This window comes from Streptomyces sp. ICC1 (assembly GCF_003287935.1).
Taxonomy (GTDB): domain Bacteria; phylum Actinomycetota; class Actinomycetes; order Streptomycetales; family Streptomycetaceae; genus Streptomyces; species Streptomyces tritrimontium.
Genome location: NZ_CP030287.1, coordinates 8,757,678 through 8,775,688 on the forward strand (window position 1 = coordinate 8,757,678; position 18,011 = coordinate 8,775,688).

14 protein-coding genes and 3 pseudogenes are annotated in these 18,011 nt (G+C 73.3%); 7 read left to right on the forward strand and 10 right to left on the reverse strand.

Annotated elements, in window-relative coordinates; genetic code table 11:
- Nucleotides 1-260 precede the first annotated feature (260 nt).
- The gene (locus DRB96_RS41135) at nt 261-2,495 is read left to right on the forward strand and encodes an acetate--CoA ligase family protein (RefSeq protein WP_112452937.1); all 2,235 of its coding nucleotides are present in this window, start codon (nt 261-263) and stop codon (nt 2,493-2,495) included.
- A gap of 807 nt (nt 2,496-3,302) precedes the next feature.
- Here DRB96_RS41135 and DRB96_RS41145 read toward each other — a convergent pair.
- The 3 genes from DRB96_RS41145 to rsmI all read right to left on the reverse strand — a co-directional run bounded on the left by DRB96_RS41145 (nt 3,303) and on the right by rsmI (nt 5,803).
- On the reverse strand, nt 3,303-4,211 hold the full coding sequence (locus DRB96_RS41145) for a TatD family hydrolase (protein WP_112452939.1): 909 nt from the start codon (nt 4,209-4,211) through the stop codon (nt 3,303-3,305).
- A 10-nt stretch (nt 4,212-4,221) separates the two neighbouring features.
- On the reverse strand, nt 4,222-4,596 hold the full coding sequence (locus DRB96_RS41150) for a hypothetical protein (RefSeq protein ID WP_112454421.1): 375 nt from the start codon (nt 4,594-4,596) through the stop codon (nt 4,222-4,224).
- A 268-nt stretch (nt 4,597-4,864) separates the two neighbouring features.
- Complete coding sequence (gene rsmI / locus DRB96_RS41155) at nt 4,865-5,803, reverse strand: 16S rRNA (cytidine(1402)-2'-O)-methyltransferase (protein WP_112452940.1); 939 nt, start codon at nt 5,801-5,803, stop codon at nt 4,865-4,867.
- Nucleotides 5,804-5,892: 89 nt separating this feature from the next.
- Here rsmI and DRB96_RS41160 point away from each other — a divergent pair, with 89 nt between their 5' ends.
- Together DRB96_RS41160 and DRB96_RS41165 are read left to right on the forward strand one after the other, a co-directional pair.
- The gene (locus tag DRB96_RS41160) at nt 5,893-7,122 is read left to right on the forward strand and encodes an AMP-binding protein (RefSeq protein ID WP_239517837.1); all 1,230 of its coding nucleotides are present in this window, start codon (nt 5,893-5,895) and stop codon (nt 7,120-7,122) included.
- Between the two features lie 55 nt (nt 7,123-7,177).
- Nucleotides 7,178-8,074 (forward strand): DMT family transporter, encoded by an 897-nt coding sequence (locus DRB96_RS41165; protein WP_204357955.1) that lies wholly within the window; start codon nt 7,178-7,180, stop codon nt 8,072-8,074.
- Here DRB96_RS41165 and DRB96_RS41170 read toward each other — a convergent pair.
- The 4 genes and pseudogenes from DRB96_RS41170 to DRB96_RS41185 form a co-directional block, all read right to left on the reverse strand.
- Nucleotides 8,067-8,516, reverse strand: a complete 450-nt coding sequence (locus DRB96_RS41170; protein WP_112452942.1) for a GNAT family N-acetyltransferase — start codon at nt 8,514-8,516, stop codon at nt 8,067-8,069. The two genes, DRB96_RS41165 and DRB96_RS41170, sit on opposite strands and share 8 nt — an antisense overlap.
- 86 nt (nt 8,517-8,602) lie before the next feature.
- A pseudogene (locus DRB96_RS41175) lies at nt 8,603-9,127 on the reverse strand (endonuclease/exonuclease/phosphatase family protein); the annotation flags it as partial.
- Nucleotides 9,128-9,216: 89 nt separating this feature from the next.
- Nucleotides 9,217-9,918, reverse strand: a pseudogene (locus DRB96_RS46450) (AAA family ATPase); the annotation flags it as partial.
- 171 nt (nt 9,919-10,089) lie between these two features.
- Nucleotides 10,090-12,303 (reverse strand): transposase, encoded by a 2,214-nt coding sequence (locus tag DRB96_RS41185; protein WP_239517838.1) that lies wholly within the window; start codon nt 12,301-12,303, stop codon nt 10,090-10,092.
- 25 nt (nt 12,304-12,328) lie between these two features.
- Between DRB96_RS41185 and DRB96_RS45640 the strand changes: the two genes are divergently transcribed.
- The 4 genes from DRB96_RS45640 to DRB96_RS43545 all read left to right on the forward strand — a co-directional run bounded on the left by DRB96_RS45640 (nt 12,329) and on the right by DRB96_RS43545 (nt 14,494).
- Nucleotides 12,329-12,505 (forward strand): LPXTG cell wall anchor domain-containing protein, encoded by a 177-nt coding sequence (locus DRB96_RS45640; RefSeq protein WP_162689157.1) that lies wholly within the window; start codon nt 12,329-12,331, stop codon nt 12,503-12,505.
- A gap of 29 nt (nt 12,506-12,534) precedes the next feature.
- Nucleotides 12,535-13,434 carry a class E sortase gene (locus DRB96_RS41195; protein WP_112452944.1) on the forward strand — a complete coding sequence of 300 codons (900 nt, stop codon included), beginning with the start codon at nt 12,535-12,537 and terminating at the stop codon, nt 13,432-13,434.
- Between the two features lie 11 nt (nt 13,435-13,445).
- On the forward strand, nt 13,446-14,261 hold the full coding sequence (locus tag DRB96_RS41200; protein ID WP_112452945.1) for a phosphate ABC transporter ATP-binding protein: 816 nt from the start codon (nt 13,446-13,448) through the stop codon (nt 14,259-14,261).
- Between the two features lie 89 nt (nt 14,262-14,350).
- Nucleotides 14,351-14,494 carry a hypothetical protein gene (locus tag DRB96_RS43545; protein WP_162688947.1) on the forward strand — a complete coding sequence of 48 codons (144 nt, stop codon included), beginning with the start codon at nt 14,351-14,353 and terminating at the stop codon, nt 14,492-14,494.
- Nucleotides 14,495-14,577: 83 nt separating this feature from the next.
- Here the strand turns inward: DRB96_RS43545 and DRB96_RS41205 are convergent, their stop codons facing one another.
- From DRB96_RS41205 to DRB96_RS41215, 3 genes and pseudogenes are all read right to left on the reverse strand, one after another.
- Nucleotides 14,578-14,892, reverse strand: a complete 315-nt coding sequence (locus tag DRB96_RS41205) for a hypothetical protein (RefSeq protein ID WP_112452946.1) — start codon at nt 14,890-14,892, stop codon at nt 14,578-14,580.
- 313 nt (nt 14,893-15,205) lie between these two features.
- Nucleotides 15,206-15,781: pseudogene (locus tag DRB96_RS41210) on the reverse strand (hypothetical protein); the annotation flags it as partial.
- Complete coding sequence (locus tag DRB96_RS41215; protein WP_204357956.1) at nt 15,778-17,946, reverse strand: prenyltransferase/squalene oxidase repeat-containing protein; 2,169 nt, start codon at nt 17,944-17,946, stop codon at nt 15,778-15,780. The gene DRB96_RS41215 and the pseudogene DRB96_RS41210, both read right to left, overlap by 4 nt.
- Nucleotides 17,947-18,011: the final 65 nt, after the last annotated feature.

Genomic DNA, 18,011 nt, shown 5'->3' on the forward strand with positions numbered 1-18,011 from the left:
CCCGGCCCGCAGCCCCGCGTGTGCGGGAGGGGCGTGGGGGGAGGGAATGCCCCGGGTGTCGCCTGTGGCCCTTGCTTCGCTTCGGCGTCGGCCGAATTGTGGTCTGGACCCGTCCTGAGGGGATCTGAGACCGTTCCACACATCACCTCCACCACCTTTCCTGCGCAGCCCTGTTCCTGACGGCGTGTCAGTTCAGTAATCTGACTACGCGTCAGTTCTCGAGATTCGTCGAGGTTCATCGAGCAGGAGCGGGCGGAACGATGCTTGGATCTACTCACGGCACCTTCACCACCGACTTCCGCGCACGTGTCGAGGCCTGCGGGGAGACCCCCAGGACGGCCGTCCACTCCACGGCGGCCCCCTCCGCCGAGGACACGGTCGCGCTGGACGTCAGCGGTCGGCCCCTGCACGCCGACGCTCCCGACCTGGACCGGTTCTTCCGGCCCGAGTCCGTGGCCGTCATCGGCGCCTCGGACGCCGACGGCAGACCCAACACCGGCATCACGCGGCAGCTCATCGCCTGGGCGGAACGCGTCGGGGCCCGGCTGCACCCCGTCCACCCCACCCGAACCTCCGTCTTCGGGCTGCCGTGCCACCCCTCCGTGGCCGACCTCCCCGAACAGGTCGACCTCGCGGTCCTCCTGGTCGCCGACCCGCTCCCCGTCATCGAGGAACTGGCCGAGGCCAAAGTGAAGTTCGCCGTCGCCTTCGCCTCCGGATTCGCCGAGACCGGCGACGAGGGCGCCGCCGCGCAGGCCCGCCTGGGGGCGGCCGTAAGGCGATCGGGCCTGCGCCTGCTGGGACCGAACACGAACCTCAACGCCTTCGAGAAGTTCCGCGACGACCTCGACGGCCCGGCCATCGCCCTGATCACCCAGTCCGGCCACCAGGGCCGGCCCGTCTACACCCTCCAGGAGCTCGGCATCCGGCTCTCGCACTGGGCGCCCACGGGCAACGAGGCCGACCTGGAGACCTCCGACTTCATCTCCTACTTCGCCGAACAACCCGAGGTCGGAGCCATCGCCTGCTACGTGGAGGGCCTCAAGGACGGCCGCCAGTTCCTCCTCGCCGCCGACCGGGCCGCGCGCAACGGCGTCCCCGTCGTCGCCGTCAAGGTCGGCCGCACCGAGACCGGCGCCCGGATGGCCGCCTCCCACACCGGGAAGCTGACCGGCGCGGACACCGTCGTCGACGCCGCCATGCGGCAGTTCGGCGTGATCCGCGTCGACGGCCTCGACGAGCTCCAGGACACCGCCGCACTGCTGGCCCGGGCGCGCAAGCCGCTCGCCGACGGGGTCGTCGTCTACTCCATCTCCGGCGGCACCGGCGCCCACTTCTCCGACCTGGCGACCGAGGCGGGGCTGAGCCTGCCCACCCTGTCCCAGGCCAAGCAGGACGAGCTGCACCAGTGGATTCCGGAGTACCTGGGCGTCTCCAACCCCGTCGACAACGGCGGCCACCCGGTCGGCGACTGGCGCGGCCGCAAGATCATCGACGCGATCCTCGCCGATCCGTCCGTCGGCGTCCTGATCTGCCCGATCACCGGCCCCTTCCCGCCCATGAGCGACAAGCTCGCGCAGGACCTGGTGGACGCGGCCGAGCAGACCGACAAGCTGATCTGCGTGATCTGGGGCTCGCCCGTCGGCACCGAGGAGGCCTACCGCACCACGCTCCTCGGCTCCTCTCGGGTCGCGACCTTCCGCACCTTCGGCAACTGCATCACCGCCGTCCGCGCCTACCTCGGCCACCACCGCTTCACCGCCGCCTACCGCTCGCCCTTCGAGGACGCCCCGCGCACCCCCTCGCCCTCCTTCCGCAAGGCGCAGGCGCTCATGCGCCCGGGCCAGCAGCTGAGCGAGCACTCGGCGAAGCAGCTCCTGCGCGCCTACGGGATACGGGTGCCCAGGGAGCAGTTGGTCACCAGCGCGGCCGCCGCCGTGCGGGCGGCCGGGCTGGTGGGGTACCCGGTGGTCATGAAGGCCTCGGGCCCGCAGCTCGCCCACAAGACGGAGCTGGGCCTGGTGAAGATCGGCCTGACGTCGGCGAGCCAGATCCGCGACGCCTACCGGGAGCTGACGGACATCGCGCGCTACGAGAACGTCCCGCTGGACGGGATCCTCGTCTGCCAGATGGTGGAGCGGGGGGTCGAGATGGTCGTCGGCGTCACCCAGGACGACCTCTTCGGCCCGACGGTGACGGTGGGGCTCGGCGGCGTGCTGGTGGAGATCCTGCACGACGCGGCGGTCCGGGTGCCGCCCTTCGGGGAGGACCAGGCGCGGGCGATGCTGATGGAGCTGCGCGGGCACGCGCTGCTGGAGGGTGTGCGGGGGGCGCCGCCGGCGGATGTGGACGCGCTGGTGGAGGTCATCCTGCGGGTGCAGCGGATGGCGCTGGAACTGGGCGACGAGCTCTCCGAGCTGGACATCAACCCGTTGATGGTGCTGCCGCGCGGGCAGGGGGCGGTGGCACTGGACGCGCTGGCCATCTGTCGATAGCCCGGGGGCGGCGGAGGGTACGGGTCCGGGTGCCGGTACGGGATCGGGTGCGGGTACCGCTGCCGCTGCAGGTACAGGGTCGGTGCCGTGCCGGCGCCGCTGCCGGTACAGGGTCGGTGCCGGTGCCATGCCGGTGCCGCTGCAGGTACAGGGTCGGTGCCGTGCCGGTGCCGCTGCAGGTACAGGGTCGGTGCCGTGCCGGTGCCGGTGCCGGTACGGATCCGGTGCCGTGCCGGTGCCGGTACGGATCCGGTGCCGGTACGGATCCGGTGCCGGTGCTGGTGCCGTGCCGTTGCCGCTGCCGGTACGGGGTCCGGTGCCGGTGCCGGTACGGGGTCCGGTGCCGCTGCCGGTACGGGGTCCGGTGCCGCTGCCGGTACGGGGTCCGGTGCCGCGCCGGGGTCAGTGCCGGTACGGGGTCGGGTGCCGCTGCCGGTACGGGGTCGGGTGCCGGTGCGGTACGGGGTCCGGTGCCGCGCCGGGGCCAGTGCCGGTACGGGATGCAGCGCCAGCCAGGATCTAAGCTGAGTAGGACGTCGGGACCGTGGGTTGGGAGTAAGAGACCGGTCGTGGGGCTCGGGTTCGGGTTCGGGGGCCCCGGGCCAGGGGTCCCGTCCACCGGCAGGCCAGGCCATATCGCTCACGACGCTCGCTCCACTGGTCCGTCCGGCTGCTTCGGGCACGGCACCCTAGCCGAGCCGTCGTCACAGGACAAAGCCGGACGGTCACGGAACGTGGCGAACGGGTGAGGCGGCGGGACCGGTAAGCGGAGCGGGGCGGACAGGGCGGGCAGGGCGGAGCGGCCGCTCAGTAGTCGAAGGCGCGGGCCGTGTTGGCGGCCAGCGCCGTCGCCATCGCGTCCTCGTCGAGGCCGCGGACGGCGGCCATCGCCCGGACGGTCAGCGGGATGAGGTAGGGCGCGTTGGGCCGCCCGCGGTAGGGGGCCGGGGTCAGGTACGGGGCGTCGGTCTCCACGAGGACCAGCTCCAGCGGGGCCACCGCCAGCGCGTCGCGCAGCGGCTGGGCGTTCTTGAAGGTCACGGTTCCGGCGAAGGACATGTAGTACCCGGCGGCAGCGCATTCGCGGGCCATCTCCGCGTCGCCGGAGTAGCAGTGGAAGACGGTCCGCTCGGGCGCGCCCTCCTCGCGCAGCACGCGCAGGACGTCCGCGTGCGCCTCGCGGTCGTGGATGACCAGGGCCTTGCCCTGCCGCTTGGCGATCTCGATGTGGGCGCGGAAGGAGCGCTCCTGCGCGGCCATCCCCTCCGGCCCGGTGCGGAAGAAGTCGAGCCCGGTCTCGCCCACCGCCTTCACGTGGGCGAGCGCCGCCAGGGCCTCGATCTCGGCGAGCGCGTCGTCGAGGGCGGCCTCGCCGCCGCCCGTCCGGGCGCCCTGCCGCGACCAACCTCCCCCAGCCCCAGGGGGCTGGGAGGTGCCCCCTGGGTCCCCGTGCACGATGCGGGGGGCTTCGTTGGGGTGCAGGGCCACGGCCGCGTGGACGTTCTCGTACGCGGCGGCGGTCTCGGCCGCCCAGCGGGATCCCTTGACGTCGCAGCCGACCTGGACGACGGTGCTGACGCCGACGGAGGCCGCCTTCGCCAGGCCTTCCTCCACGGTGCCGGACTGCATGTCCAGGTGGGTGTGGGAGTCGGCGACCGCCACCCGGAGCGGTTCGGGCAGCGGGGGCGGCGCGTCGTTCGACGTACTACGGCTCATACGGCCGATCTTATGACCGGCGGAAGAGCGCCATCAGCCGGGCGAGCAGTCCGGGGGGTTCCACGGCGACCGGTCCGGGGGCGTCGTGCAGGGGGGCGGCCTTGCGGGGCTTGGGCGCCCGCGCGGTGTATCCGGCCGGCACCGGTCCGGCGATCCCGGGGGCCGCGCGGTGGTGGTAGAGCTGGTCGAGCATGCCCACGACCGACTTGACCTGGCCCTCGCGCATGATCCGCACCACGTGGCCGCCGCAGTTCATGCAGGTCGGGTTGGACAGGGGTGAGGGGACCCGCTCGCCGTCCGCCGTGTAGATGATGAAGGGGTGGCCCTGGCCGTCGGCGTGGTGCTCTATCTCGTACCCCTGCTCCCAGCCGTATCCGCACTTCATGCAGGCGAAGGAGTACGCCTCGTGCACGGTCGGCACGGTCGGCCCGGCGGGGGCCGGGGTGGCGGGGGCGGCGACGACGGGTCCTGCGGCCGGTGCTGCGACCGGACGGGGTTCAGCGATCTCACTCATGCCAGCTCCTCTTGTTCCACTGGTGCCATTGCCAGTGGACGCCTCTTCGGGCGGGAGCGCATCAGGCCCTGTCTAGTGTTGGACGGACTTTGGGCGAGTCATGCCCAAAGCGCCCGGTGCGCGGTCTGAGCTTTGCCTTTCAGGTTAGCTCTTTACCGACTCGCGGCACCTTTTGTGCCGCATTCTTTGCCGCGACGACCGCGTCGAAGACCTCGCGCTTGGGTACCCCGACCTCCAGCGCGACCGCGGCGATGGCCTCCTTGCGCCGCTCCCCCGCCTCCTCGCGCACCCGTACCCGGTTGACGAGCTCCTCGGCGTCCACGTCTCCGGGGGTCGCCGCCGGGGCTCCCTCGACGACCACGGTGATCTCGCCGCGCACGCCCTCGGCGGCCCAGGCGGCCAGCTCGCCGAGCCCGCCGCGCTTGATCTCCTCGTAGGTCTTGGTCAGCTCGCGGCAGACGGCGGCACGGCGGTCCGCGCCGAAGACCTCGGCCATCGCGGCCAGGGTGTCGTCGAGCCGGTGCGGGGCCTCGAAGTAGACGAGGGTGCGGCGCTCGCCCTCGACCTCGCGGAGCTTGCCGAGGCGCTCGCCGGCCTTGCGCGGCAGGAAGCCCTCGAAGCAGAAGCGGTCGACGGGCAGCCCGGAGAGGGCGAGCGCGGTCAGCACGGCGGAGGGCCCGGGCACGGCCGTGACCTTGATGTCCTTCTCCACGGCGGCGGCGACCAGCCGGTATCCGGGGTCGGAGACCGAGGGCATGCCGGCGTCGGTCACCAGCAGGACGCGCTTGCCGGCCGCCAGGGCCTCGACCAGCTCGGGGGTGCGCGCGGACTCGTTGCCCTCGAAGTACGACAGGACGCGCCCGGTGGTGTGGACGCCGAGCCCCTGGGTCAGCCGGCGCAGCCGCCGGGTGTCCTCGGCGGCGATCACGTCGGCCCGTTCCAGCTCGGACGCGAGGCGCGGCGGGGCGTCCGAGAGGTCGCCGATGGGCGTCCCGGCGAGGACGAGGACGCCTGCCGCATGTGCGTCGGAGGCGGCCGGGGAGGGGGCTTCGGCGGAGCGGGGCTGGTCAGTGGTCACCGCCCCATCCTCTCAGCCGTCCCACCCGGCACGCCCCAACGCTCCCGTCCCCCTGGGTTTGGCACAGCCTCGTTCCCTACGATGTGCCGGTGACCAGTACCGCGACGCCGCCGCCCGCCGACCCGGCGGAGGTGGCGCTGGACAAGGAGTCCGTACGCCTCGCCTTCGTCGCGGCGCTCCAGCACCTGCCGGCCAAACAGCGCGCGGTGCTGATCCTGCGCGAGGTGCTGGCCTGGAAGGCGGACGAGGTCGCGACGCTGCTGGACACCGGCGGGGGCGGGGGCGTCGACTTCGGCTCCGGCTCCGGCTCCGGCTCTGGTGGGGCCGCGCTGATCCTCTACACCTCCGGGACCACCGGGCCGCCCAAGGGCGTCGTCCTCACCGCCGAGGCCGTCGCCGCCGACCTCGACGCCCTCGCCGAGGCCTGGCAGTGGAGCGCCGAGGACACCCTCGTACACGGGCTGCCGCTGTTCCACGTGCACGGGCTCGTCCTCGGGGTGCTCGGCGCCCTGCGCACCGGCAGCCGCCTGGTGCACACCGGCCGGCCCACTCCCGAGGCGTACGCGGGGGCCGGAGGGAGCCTGTACTTCGGGGTGCCGACCGTGTGGTCCCGTATCGCGGGCGCACCGCAGGCCGCCGCCGCGCTGGGCGGGGCGCGGCTGCTGGTGTCCGGCAGCGCCGCCCTGCCCGCGCCCGTCTTCCGGGACCTGGAGCGGCTGACCGGGCTGCGGCCCGTGGAGCGGTACGGGATGACCGAGACGCTGATCACCGTCAGCGGGCGCGCGGGGGCTGACGTGCGGCCCGGTACGGTCGGCACCCCGTTGCCCGGCATCCGTACGCGCATCGTGGCGGAGGCGGGCGCGGAGATCGGCGAACTCCAGCTCACCGGGCCGACGCTGTTCTCCGGGTACCTGGGCCGGCCCGAGGCGACGGCCGCCGCGTACACGCAGGACGGGTGGTTCCGCACCGGAGACATCGCGGCCGTCGACGCCGACGGCGTCCACCGGATCGTGGGCCGGGCCTCCATCGACATGATCAAGTCGGGGGGCTACCGGATCGGCGCGGGCGAGATCGAGAACGCGCTGCTGGACCACCCGCGCGTGAGCGAGGCGGCCGTGGTCGGGCTGCCGGACGTGGATCTGGGGCAGCGGATCGTGGCCTTCGTGGTGGCCGAGGGGGTCACGGGGGCCGAGCTCACCGACTTCGTCGCCGCGAACCTGTCGGTGCACAAGCGGCCGCGCGAGGTGCGGTTCGTGGCGGAGATCCCGCGCAACGCGATGGGCAAGCCGCAGAAGAAGCTGTTGCTGACGGACGGTTGACCGCTGCGGAATTTACTCACGGCGGCATTCCGTCCGTGAGAGGTAGCTTGCGCGCATGGACATCACGGCTGAGGAGAACAGAACCGATCGGCGTGCCTTGGTCGCGGCCGGGGTGACCGTCTTGTTGTGGGCCTCCGCGTTCGTCTCCATCCGGTCCGCGGCCGCCCACTTCGGGCCTGGGGCGCTCGCGTTCGGGCGGTTGCTCACGGCTTCGGTCGCGCTCGGGCTGGTCCTGCTCGTCAAGCGGGTCCCGCCGCCGCCGAAGCAGGCGTGGCCCGGGATCCTGGGGTCCGGGGTGCTGTGGTTCGGGCTGTACATGGTGACGCTCAACTGGGGCGAGCAGCTCGTGGACGCCGGCACCGCGGCCATGGTCGTCAACATCGGCCCGATCGTGATCGCCCTGCTCAGCGGCTGGCTGCTGAAGGAGGGGTTCCCGTCGATGCTGCTGGCGGGGATGGCCGTGTCCTTCGCCGGGGCCGTGGTCGTCGGGCTGTCCACCTCCCACGGCGGATCCGCCTCGCTGGGCGGGGTCCTGCTCTGCCTGGTCGCCGCGCTGACGTACGGAGCCGGGGTGGTCTTGCAGAAGCCGGCGCTGCAGTACGCGAGTCCGCTCCAGGTGACCACGTACGGCTGCTTCATCGGGACGGCCGTCACGCTGCCGTTCGCCTGGCAGCTCGTCGACCAGCTTCCGCGGGCGCCGATGTCCGCCGTGCTCAACATGCTCTACCTGGGGCTCTTCCCGACCGCGCTGGCCTTCACGACCTGGTCGTTCGCCCTGTCGCGGACCACCGCCGGGAAGATGGGAGCGACGACCTACGCGGTGCCGGCCGTGGTCGTGCTCATCGCGTGGATCGCCCTCGACGAGATCCCGGCCGGGCTGACCCTGCTCGGCGGTGCGATCTGCCTGGCCGGTGTCGCCGTCTCCCGCATGCGGCGCCGCGGGGTCAGGTGAGGCGCAGGTCGACGTAGGGCACCGTGTCGCCGGGCAGGACGTAGCGGTCGAACTCGACGAAGCCGAGGGATCGGGCGAAGCGCAGCCCCTCCGGGTTGGACGCGAGCACGACCGTCTCGATGACCTGGGCCCCGAGCTCCCGGGCGTGCGCGAGCCCGTACGCGTACAGCTCGCCGCCCAGTCCCCGGCCGCGGTGCTCGGGCAGGACCCGGGCGATCACGGTGGCGGTCGCGGTGGTGGCGGGCGGGGAGTCCGCCGCCGGTGGCCGGACCGTCGTGCAGCCGACGAGGGTGTCGCCGAGGTAGGCCACGTGCAGGGAGTTCCGGCCGGAGCGCTCCCGTACGTCGGCGAGCGACAGTTCGTGGGTCGGGATGATCAGGTTGTGGACGTACCGCCAGTCGGCCGCCACCACTCCGGCGGAGTCGCCGTGCACGCGCTCCATACGAAGATCAGTCACGCGGCCCAGGAAACCCCGCGCCGGCGGGCTCCGTCAACCGGCTTGTCCGGTGAACCTTCCCGGTCACAGCACTAGCTAGCGCTGTGGCCGAACCGTATGACAGCGGAGACGGGCAGATGATCGCTGTGCGTGGCGGGGAGCGTACGGATGCGGGTGACGGTCCCGGCGCGGGCCAGGATCTGGTCGATCCGGGCCAGGGGGAAGGTCGCGGGCCAGCTGAACGCGAACCCGCCGGAGGAGGGGGCGTTCATCCGCGCCGCGAGGATCGGGGCGAGACCGCGGTCGTCGGTGGTGCTGTTGAGGTCACCGAGCAGGACGACGCGGTCCGCGGGCTCCGCGGCGAGCACGGCGCCGAGGAGGCGCGCGCTCTCGTCGCGGCGGGCGGAGCCGAAGCCGGTCACGCCCAGGCGGAGGGAGGGGAGATGGACGACGTAGACGGCGACGGGGCCGTGCGGGGTGGCGGCGGTCGCGCGCAGGGCACGGTTCCAGTCCGCGCCGAGGCCGGCCGGGCGGATGTCGACCGGGCGGACGTCCGTGAGCGGGTACTTCGACCAGAGGCCGACCGTGCCGTGGGTGGCGTGGTGGGGGTAGTCGGGGGCGAGAGCCGGTCCTCCTGGCCGACCCGGGTCCAGTCCCCGGCCAGAGCGCGGGCCTGGTGCAGGAGGTGACTGGCGCCGGTGCCGCAGAAGAGGAGCGAGATGCCCAGCTTGTTGCGCAGGTAGTCGAAGTGGGGCAGCACGGTCGCCAGCTGCTGCACGGTGGCGCGGTCGATGTCGTCGATGAGCAGCAGGCGGGTCTGGGCGCTCTCCAGGACATAGTTGACCGGCAGGGTCAGGTCGGGGTGCCGGCGCATCTCTAGGACTTCAGCCAGGCTTTTCGGCTCAGGATTCAAGCCCAGGTAGGAGGCGATCTCCCAGACCCAGTTCACCTTCGGTTCCGGGTCCACGGGGGTGGTGATATGGACCACCGGGATCGTGTTCTGCTGCCGGCCACCCGTGCCGGCTTCGATCTCCTGCTGGGCTGCGCGCCCCACCGCCCGCAGCAGGCAGGTCTTTCCGGTACCGGCCGGCCCGTCGATGACATGGTCCATCAGGCCCGCCCGGCGCCCGCTGTTGAGATGGACGGCCTGAACGACCGTCTCCTGCAGGTGGGACATGGCGTCGGTGGGCACCATCCGCAGGTGCCGGTGGTAGGCGATGGCCCGCTCGTCCGTGCGCCTCTCCGGGCCCGGGCCGCCGTCCGTCCGCGCGGGCGGTGCCACTTCCTCGTCGACGAAATGGTTCCAGCCGGTGACCTGGAACAGCGGCAGAGGCCGCATCGGAGTGTCCTTGAGCTGCTGGCGCAGGCGCGCCTCGCGCTTGTCGCGCAATTCCACGGAGGCCTTCATCGTGATCCCTGTTCGTCGGCGGGTACTGCGTCCCTCCTGTGAGGAGGCCGGTTCGGGCGTGGAGAGCGTGCCCGCTTGGCGGGCCACGGGGCGGCCCGTCGCGTTTGAGGGGCGGGCGACGGTGGCGAGCGGCCGCGGCCTGTGCGGTTCATGGCCGATGCTCCGGGCTGCCTACGCCTCCCACGCGTCGATGACGTCCTCGTCGCTGCCGCTGTCCGTACCAGCGCCGAGGTCGTCGAGGAGCTCGGCCTCGACGGCCTCGTACTCCTCGGCCGGCGTCAGGCCGACGTCGGCGTGGGGCGGGCCGCCGGCCTCGCAGCCGGAGGGGACGAAGAGGGCCGTGAGCGGGTGCGGAGCCTGCGTGCCCTCTCGCTTCCTGGCCCCAGGCCCGGCCGTGTCTGGGGTCCTGTCCGCAGGCGGGGGAGCCAGAGGGGAGATGGGCAGTCCCGGGCGGGGCCGCAGGGTCGAAAGGTCGTACTCCTCCAGACCTGCGTAGGGGTCCGGGGCCAGCTGCTCAGTTTCCAACTCGACACCTCGGAAAGACGGTTCGGCTCCGGTGCGCTTCGAGGGAGGCCTGCTACTGCGGCGGCGGCGTTCGCGCTGCGCCAGGGCCAGGGCGATCGCCTCCTCGTCCCGCTCGCTGCCGCCTGCCGCGCGGTGCTGCTCGGCGTGCTCCTGCCACATGTCCGCGCTCCACGGGTCGTGGAGCAGGTGGCGCAGCCGGAAATCGCACGTGACCCAGTTCCCCGCCGTGTGGTCATGCAGCCATACCCGCTCGGGCCGGTAGGGGTTGAAGCGGCATTCCCAACGGTCCCCGCGGCCGGGCAGTTTCGAGCCGCCACGCAGGAAGACCTCGCGGTAGTGTCCGGCGTCCTGTGCGACGGGCTGATAGGTCCTGTAGTTGATCATGAACCCGCTCTTGCCGGGAATGACCCAGCGGGGCAGCAGGAAAAAGCGGTTCTGGGCGGCGGTGAGCGGCACCGGCCGGTACCCGCTACGGGCCACCTGGACGGCATACATGTCGTTGGGAGACAGCACGACCCCGGGCCGCAGCGGGTCTCGCAGCCCCGCATCGGGAGTCTGCTGATAGTCCAGCGCCACCCATTCCTGGGCCATCTGCTGGAGCTCGGCGATCGTGAACAGCGGCATGCGCTCGATACCGTGGCCGCGCTTCTTATGGCTGCGGCCCTGCCAGCCATGCTGCACGTACTGGCTGAAGCGATGCGCGAGGGTGGTGAAGAAGTGCTCGACGAGCGGCTTGTCGGCCGGGGTCTTCTTGCGTGCCGGGCGCCGCGCGATGCGCATCCGGTCGCAGACTGACGTGAAGTGCTCACTCACATAGGGGCTGCCCTGGTCGTAGACGATCAGCTCAGGACGGATGACCGGGCGGGCGGCCGTGGCCTCGCTGAACCGCTCGTCCGCCGCCCGCAGCGCCCCGAACGGCAGGCTGGAGGCGGCGGCCGCACTCAGAGGGTCCCAGCCGGGCATCACCGGCCAGGGCGCGAAGGCCTGCGCCAGCATCAAGGTCAAGTCGATCGCCCGCATCGCCCGGCCGACCTGCCCGCTCGCCGCGTCCCCCGTACGGCTGGGAGTGATCATCAGTGCGCACACGCTGTGGCTGGCCACATCGATGAGCGCGGTCATCTCCGCGGCGGTGGGCCGCCCGTCGTCGCCGCAGGCGAGGATCCGCAGCGGCGTGGTGTCGACCTGGGTGACCTGCCCCGGCCTCAGCACGGCCCCGCGCCCACCGTGGGGGAGGGGCGGGGTGCAGGCCAGTGCGGCCCGGGCCCGTGTCGGCCGGCCCAGGGCATCAGCCAGACCAGACTCCTTCATCCGCAGGTAGAAGGTGGAACGAGAAGGCAGCAGCATCGCCGCGACAGCCGGATCGCCGAGTTCTGCGGCGTACCGCGAACGCAGCAGGTCTTCCACTTCCTCGCGGATCAGCTCGACGGTCACATCCGACTCGCGTGCACGCCGTGTCACCACCTCTTCCATGGCCGCCAGACACCGCGGGTCGGTGAAGCCGCCAGGCCGCTTGTCCCGCAGCCGGGGCAGCAGGACGGCCGGGTTCTCCCCAGCCGCTTTCCACATGCGCCGCTTGTCGGCGAGAGTGTGGGCGGAGCAGCGGATGCCGGCGACGGCCAGACGCGCCGACATCGCGGCGCATCGCTGGGCCAGCGTCGTCCCCAGCCCGAACCCTTCCCGCGGCTCGCTCGTACCGGGAGCCAGACCGGTGTCGATCTCCACCATGCGGGCCTGCCACCCGCCGAGGGGGTGGGGGACGCCGACCCCGACCTCCTCGGAGTCGGCGTCCCCCACCCCCTCGGCGTCCGCCTCCGAGTCGGCCTCGCCCTCGCCCTCCGCGTCGGCCTCGGCGGGGACCACGGGCGGCTCCGCCGGCGGTGACAGCGTGGGCGTCTCCACCAACGTCTCGGGCGGCTCCGCGGGCGGTTCCGGAGGCGGCCTCGCCAACACCGGCGCGGACGCCGGCACGGTGGGTCTGCTCGGCGCCGGCCTCGTCGCCACCGGCGGCGCGGCCGTCTGGTGGGCCCGCCGCCGCGGCCTGCTGACCTTCTCGGGCAACTGACCCGCACATCCCCCTCCGGAGAAGACACCATGACAGCCACCTCCACCCCGCCGGTGGACGTGCGCCCCGACCCCGCCGGAGCCGTCACGGCTCCGGCGGGGCGTCCGGGTTCACCGGGCCTGTGGGCCACCGGCGCGGCCCTGTCCATCCTGGGCGCCCTGCTCCTCGGCTTCGTCGCCGAGGTCGGCCCGCTCGGCCACCTCCGCCACGAGCGGGACCGCCGGGTGGGGTACGCGCAGCTGCGGGAGGGGCTCGCCAACGCCACCGCCCCGCTGGGTCCGACGAGCCCGGGCACACCGGTCGCGCTGCTGGAGATCCCGCAGATCGGCCTGCGCGAGGTCGTCCGCGAGGCGACCACCTCCGAGGTGCTGACCGCCGGGCCGGGGCACCGCCGCGACACCGTGCTGCCCGGCCAGCCCGGCACCAGCATCATCATGGGCCGACAGGCGGGCTACGGCGGCCCGTTCGCCCACATCGCGGACCTGGCGCGCGGGGAGACCTTCCTCGTCGTCACCGGCCAGGGCGAGCACACGTACAAGGTGCTGGGCGTGCGGCGCGCGGGCGACCCGGTGCCCTCCCGGCCGGCCGGGGACGCGGGCCGGCTCACGCTCATGACCGCCGACGGCACCCCGTACATGCCCGACGGAGTGGTCCAGGTGGACGCCGAACTCACCACGCCCGCCCAGCAGTCCGGCGGCCGCACCCCGGGGCGCCTCGCCGCGGACGAGGCCCCGCTGGGCAGCCAGACCTCGGCCTGGTTCCCGCTGGTCCTGTGGGCCCAGGGACTACTGCTCGCCGCTGCCGCCCTGGCCTGGGCCCGGCTCCGCTGGGGCCGCGCGCACACCTGGCTGGTCGGCTTCCCGGTCCTGGCCGCGCTCGGTCTGGCGGTCGCCGACCAGGCCGCCCTCCTCCTGCCCAACCTCCTGTGAACGAGGCCGCGATGACGCAGACGCTCTCCCTCCCCACGCTCCCCGCCACCGGTGCCTCCACCCTCGACGCCCGTGACGTCTCGGCGTGGTTCGGCGGTCGCAAGGTCCTCAACCGGGTCTCCCTGACGATGCCCGGCGGCCAGGTCACGGCCCTGATCGGCCCCTCGGGCTGCGGGAAGTCCACCTTCCTGCGGATCCTGAACCGCATGCACGAGCTGATCCCGGGCGCGGAGCTGGCGGGCGAGGTCCTGCTCGACGGCGAGGACGTGTACGCCCGGGGCCGCCGGCTCACCGACGCGCGCCGCCGGATCGGCATGGTCTTCCAGAAGCCGAACCCCTTCCCGGCGATGTCGGTCTACGACAACGTCACGGCGGGCCTCAAACTGACGGGCACCCGCGCCTCGGGAGCCGAGAAGGACGTCCTGGTCGAGGAGTGCCTCACCAAGGCGGGCCTGTGGAAGGAGGTCCGCGACCGCTTGCGCCAGCCGGGCGGAGCCCTCTCGGGCGGCCAGCAGCAGCGCCTGTGCATCGCCCGGTCCCTGGCGGTGCGCCCGCGGATCCTCCTGATGGACGAACCCTGCTCGGCCCTGGACCCGACCTCCACGCGCCGCATCGAGGAGACCATCCGCGAGCTGGCCGACGAGGTGACCATCGTCATCGTGACGCACAACATGCAGCAGGCGGCCCGGGTGTCCGACCAGTGCGCCTTCTTCCTCGCGGCCCAGGGCACGCCCGGCCAGATCGTGGAGCACGGCCCCACGCAGGCCATGTTCTCCACCCCGGCCGACCCCCGCACCTCGGACTACGTCCAGGGCCGCTTCGGCTGACCGGCCGCGGCCCGCGACGCCAATCCCGGCGGGCCGCCGCCACGAACCACTGGTGAGGGACCCGCGACGGCGGGAGGAGGTGACCCATCGTGACGGACGAAGCGTTCGAAAGGCTCCTCGCGGAAGCACGGGCGGAGGCGCGGCGCGCCTCCTTCCCGCCGCCGGAGCCGACGGGGGAGCCGGAGCTCGCCCTGCTCACGCAGCACGCCGAATTCGGCGGATCGGCCCACTGACCCCGCCACCCGGTGCCCGTCCCGGCGGTGATCGCCGGGCAGGGCGCCCGCGGGGTCCGTCGCGGCTACGGGATCCGCCGCGGCTACGGCATCCGCCACTGCTGGGCCTTGCCGGAGTCGCAGGCGACCACCGTCAGCTGGGCGCCGGCGCCGTTGGACGTCAGGCAGCCGCCCTGGAAACTGATGTCCTTGATGAAGTAGGCGCCCGAGGTCGGGGCCTTCTCCAGGTTCCACCACACGTCCCCGGAGAACTGGCCGGCGAGCTCGACGCGCACCGTGTCGCCGAACTGCGTCAGCGCCCGGCTCATCGCGGCGCCGGACGAGCTGCACGCCTTGATGCTGTCGTAGTTGCCCTCCTCGTGCACCCAGCCGAAGGCCGTGGTGCCGCCCGTGACCACTTTGGCGCCGCCCTGGGGGCTGCTGGTGCCCAGGCCGATCTTGAGGCCGTTGCCGACGTTGGTGATGGCGCCCCAGCTCGCCCCTCCGCAGCCCTGCGGCGGGGTGGACCCGCCGTTGGCCGAGCCCCCGCCCCCGTTGCCCGAGCCGCCGGGGGTGGAGGACCCGCCGGGCGTGCCGGCACCCCCGGCCCCGGCCCCGCCGGCGCCCGGGCCCGTACTCGTCCGGCCGCCCGCCTGTCCCTTATACCCCTCCGACGCTGCCGACGACCTCTACTGTGCAGACTTCCACGGTCGCAGTGCCATTCAGGGTGTCCTCGGGCGCGGGGCCGCCGGTCGGCTGGGTGTTCTTGGCGCGCAGCTGGTCGGGGGTGACGACGGGCTTGCCCTCCGTGCCCTCGATGTCGGTACCGCCGAAGATCCACAGGTCGACGCTGCCGGGCTTGGGCTTGTAGAGCATCGCGCCGAGCTGGCTGTACTCCCAGGTGTTCTGGCCGGGGCCCGCGTGCCAGTACGACCAGTAGGCGGAGGCCGGCGGGGTCAGGACGCAGTCGTCCTGCTGCGCGGTCGGGTACTGCTTGCCGCCCCGGTGGCCGCTGTAGCCGATGCGGCAGATGAAGGCCGGGCCGTCGTGGCCGGTGCCGGTGGTGGCCCAGCCGCCCTGGTTGAGGAGCTCGTGGCCGGTGGTGGGCGTCGACCCGCAGGAGCGGTAGACGGGGCCGCCCCAGTGACCGAAGTCGACGGCGAGGACCACGCCCGAGCTGGTGGTGCACTGGCCCATCGGCTGCGGGGCGGCGGCGGCCGGGGCCGCGGTGGCGGCGAACGCCGCCACCGTCAGGTCGAGCGCGGCGGCCGTACGGGCGAGGGCCCGCAGGACGCGGTTGCCGCTCATGCCCGGCTCCCGGTGTTCTCGCGGCGGCGCTTCGCCGCGCGGGTGAGGCCCCAGCCGCCCAGGGCCAGGACCAGGGCCGCGGCCGCGAGGCCGCCGACCCGGGGGCCGGTGGAGGCGAGCGCGCCCCCGCCGCCCGAACCGCTGCCGCCGGAGGAGCCCGCGGCGCCCGCGTCCTCGCCCGGGGTCACGATGACGGGTGCGGTCGGCGAGGCGGAGGGCGAGGCCGAAGGCAGGACCGAGGTGCTGGGCAGGGGCTCCGGAGCGGTGCCCTCGAGGCTGCGCGCCAGAGTGCCGAAGGAGATGCCGGTGGTTCCGCCGAGGGCCTGGGTGGAGGCGCGGACGTCGGAGCCGGGCTGGCCGCCCTTGGCGATGTCGAAGCCGCCGTCACCGTTCTGCCGGGAGGCCAGGAACGCGCGGGCCCTGGCGATCTGGACCGCGTACTTCGAGGAGTCCAGGGACAGGCCCTGGACGGCGAGGGCCGCCGAGTTGACGGAGTTGCCGGAGGCGCCGGGGAATCCGCCGTCCTCCTTCTGCCGGCCGGCGAGCCAGGCGAGGCCCTTGTCCACGGCAGCCTGCGAGCCGGCGTCGGGCAGCAGGTCCAGGGTCATGGCGGCCATCGCGGTGGAGTCGACCTCGGTGCCGCTGGGTTCACCGATCAGGCTGACCCACCCGCCGGACGGGTCCTGGAGGCTCTTGAGGTAGGCGATCGGCTCGGCCGCCGCGGCCGTCTCCCCGGCGCGGACCTGGGCCATGACACCGAGCGACTGGGAGAAGACCGAGGTCGCGTAGGTGTAGTTGCCCTTGGCCGCGCACTGCCCGGCCGTCTCGGTCCTGGCCGTGCAGGTTCCCTTGGCGAGGGCCGCGATCAGGTCCTGGCCGCCGAAGGCGCGCGGGTCGCGGCCCACGGCCTCGGCGAGGAGGGCCGTCTTGCCGATGGAGCCGCCCGCCGCGTACTTGGTGCCGATGAGGGTCCAGTCGTGGATGCCGCGGCCCTTGCCGTCCTTGCCGCCCTTGTCGAGGAAGTCGACGATGCCCCGCAGCGCGGTGTTGTCCTTGCCGGTGGCGGCCAGCGCGTAGGCGCCGTCGATGGTCAGGCCGTAGTCGGCGAAGCCGGTGCCCGGGCCGCTCTCGTAGTAGCGGCCCTGGACCAGGCGGCCGCGGTCGGTGAGGTAGGCGGTGCCCTTCACGAGGTCAGGCGCCGCTCCGGCCGGAGGCGTGGGCGGGTCCACCTTCTTGGTGGTCAGCGTGACGAGGTCGCTCTTGGCGCCCGCGAGGGCGACCGTGGAGGTGGGGAACAGCCGCGATTCGGTGTCGTCCTCCTCGAAGCCGAAGCCGGCCCCGAGGAACTGGTGCCGCGAGAGCCAGGAGAGGCCGGCGTCCGCGAAGGCGTCGTCGCCGAGGGCGCGCAGCGCCTGGACGGCCCAGGCGGTGGAGGCCGGGCTGCCGGTCGTCATGGAGGAGGCGGAGGGCCAAGCGGCCGTCGGGAGCTGCGACTTCTTGAGGTAGGCCCGTGCCTTCTGGACGGCGGCGTCGTGGCCGCCGGCCCGCTTGAGGGCCAGGGTGATCAGGCCGGTGGAGTTCGCGTCGCTGTCGCACCAGCCGCCGGAGCGGATCAGGACGCCGGTGAAGCCGCCGTCCTCGCACTGGAGGGCCGTCAGCCGGTTCACGGCGTCGGCGGGGGGCGTCACGCCGCCGCCCAGCAGGGCGATGACGGCCATGGCCTGCGCGTCGGACTGGCCGGTGGTGCGGAAGTCGCCCTTGGTGAGGCAGCCTTCGACCGGATCGCCGACCCCGATGTCCCGGGGGCAGACGTACTTCACGAGGTCGCCGAGCAGGTCGCGCCCGCCGAAGGCGCGCGGGTCCTTGCCGGTCGCCTCGGCGACGAGGGCCAGGCGCGCGGCGGCGGTGGCGTCGGGTATCCCGTCCTTGCCCGCCGGGTAGGCGTACGCGTCCGTCTGCGCGGGCGTGGCCAGGAAGTCGGCCGCCTTGCGCGCCGCCGGGCTCTTGGCGTCGGCCGCGGCCAGGGCGAAGACGACCTCGGTCGTGAAGAAGTGGTTCGGGGCGGTGGCACCCTCGTCGACGACCCGTTCGCCGGCTGCTGGCTCACCGCCCGGCCCACCGACGGCCCACGGGTTTTCGCCGCGGCTGTCCCCGCCCCGAAGCACCTCCTCCCCACCGCGGTCGTCTTCGCCTCGGCCCCGGACGACCCCAAGTGCCCGCCCGCGCGCTC